We start from the raw sequence: 1,668 nt of genomic DNA, 5'->3' as shown, positions 1-1,668 counted from the left end.
AAAAATGGAAGATGAAAGCTCCTGATTTATTCGTCAAGAACGTGCGTAATCATCCGGGACCCGACACTTAACAAGTATCTCTTTTTTTCTGACATGTTCATCTCCAGATGCATCTATTAATCGGAAGTACCGACGAAGCAACTGCTCTTCGTTACAAAGCATCTGGGATGCAGTAGAAAAATCACCAACAAAATAAAAAAGGCTGCTAGCTACTGCTAACAGCCTTTTCAAATGAAGACTCCTCTCACTTTGGTACATCACAAACAGAGTCTTGCTCGTTGTGAACTACGCTCTACATTCAGAACATCGTATATGCCTAACAAAACTACTTAACTATTTTAAAAAAATAAAAAATAAATTTCAAAAAGTTTTGATTTTTAAATTGTTTAATGTTTTCATTTCACCTTTAGAAAGATCAGCAATCAATGGCTTCAAAATACTTCTTTCGAGTGTCATAAATTCACAAAAATCATTTAATTCATTGTTTAAGTTTTCATCCTTGAACTTTCTAATTCCTACAAAAGATTTTTTTACACTCTCAATTTCACCTTTATCAACAAACTTAAGAGACAATTTCCTGCTATCAAAATCATTTAATTCATTCGTCAACTCACTCAAAATTTTCTCTTCTTTTCCAGAAAATTTATTCAAAGAAATAAAAGCACATGCATGCCCAATGCATCCGTTCAACGAACGTAGATCAAAACAGTTCCTAGGGAATATTACAGAAATCGCCATGAACATACCTCCTGCCAATTTAAGGTTCAACTCATTCAAAGCTTTTATCAAAAAGGTTTCACAGTAAAATCTAGTCAAATTTATCGCTATAACATCAAATCTTAAAGTCAGAATTTTTGACTCTCGTTGAATTAGGCATAGAGCTCTATCCTCTATAGCTTCTTTTGATGCCAAAGATGTTTTTTCGAAAGCAGAAGCCATTTTCTTAACGTCAGTTGCCCGGCATACTTCGAGAACTTCATTTAATTCAAATAAAAAAATAACCCTCAGAAATGGATGCCAAGCATTGATGGAGTGAGCATTAAGAAATATTTCCTTATTATTTTTAATAATTTCGCAACCATTTCTAAAGTAGACATCTATCACATCTACAAACTCGAAACTTCTAAGTGACTTATTTTTCTTTAAAAGTAGCTCGCAGCACCCCTTTATCGAGTAAGCCAAAGGTACTAAATCCCCATCCAACCTGGCATTAAAATCATCGAACAATTTATCGACATGTAGATCAGCATCATGATCATTCGCTGGATAATTTATATAACGAGAGCTTTCCCAAATTTTCTTTGATCCATCATTTATTTTTCTTATTTTCGAAATCAAAGAGTTATTCTTAACATCAAATTTTTCCTGATCAAAGAATCTCAAAAATTTGGGATAATGAGCTTTCTTCATATAGCCCCCGTGGAACAAAAGTTAGCCCAATCCTGCATCATCGCTCTCCTCTTCTCCAACGAGTCACCTCTTCTATAAGCAGCTTCCACCTTGTTTTGAAGTGTATGGGCTAGCGCTTGCTCAGCAACTTCTCGGGGGTAGTTCGTACACTCTCCGGCCCAATCCCTAAAGGTTGATCTAAAGCCATGCGGGACTGCATCAAGCGACATTCTTCTCATTACGGTAAGAAGTGCCATGTCTGAGAGAGATCCTCCCTTG

At 35.7% G+C, this 1,668-nt stretch carries 2 protein-coding genes; both read right to left on the bottom strand.

What is annotated here, in order from left to right:
• Positions 1–360: 360 nt before the first annotated feature.
• A complete protein-coding gene (locus SJH88_RS19045; protein ID WP_274755381.1) occupies positions 361–1,410 on the bottom strand; it encodes a hypothetical protein in 1,050 nt (349 codons plus the stop codon).
• Positions 1,407–1,668 (bottom strand): tyrosine-type recombinase/integrase (locus SJH88_RS19040; RefSeq protein WP_420921766.1); only part of this gene is annotated, 262 nt, incomplete at its 5' end. The genes SJH88_RS19040 and SJH88_RS19045, both read right to left, overlap by 4 nt.

The sequence above is a fragment of the Comamonas sp. GCA5 genome (genome assembly GCF_036541385.1).
Classification (GTDB): Bacteria; Pseudomonadota; Gammaproteobacteria; order Burkholderiales; family Burkholderiaceae_C; genus Comamonas; species Comamonas aquatica.
The sequence above is the reverse complement of the archived record's forward strand: the minus strand, read 5'-3'. Positions and strand labels throughout refer to the sequence as shown.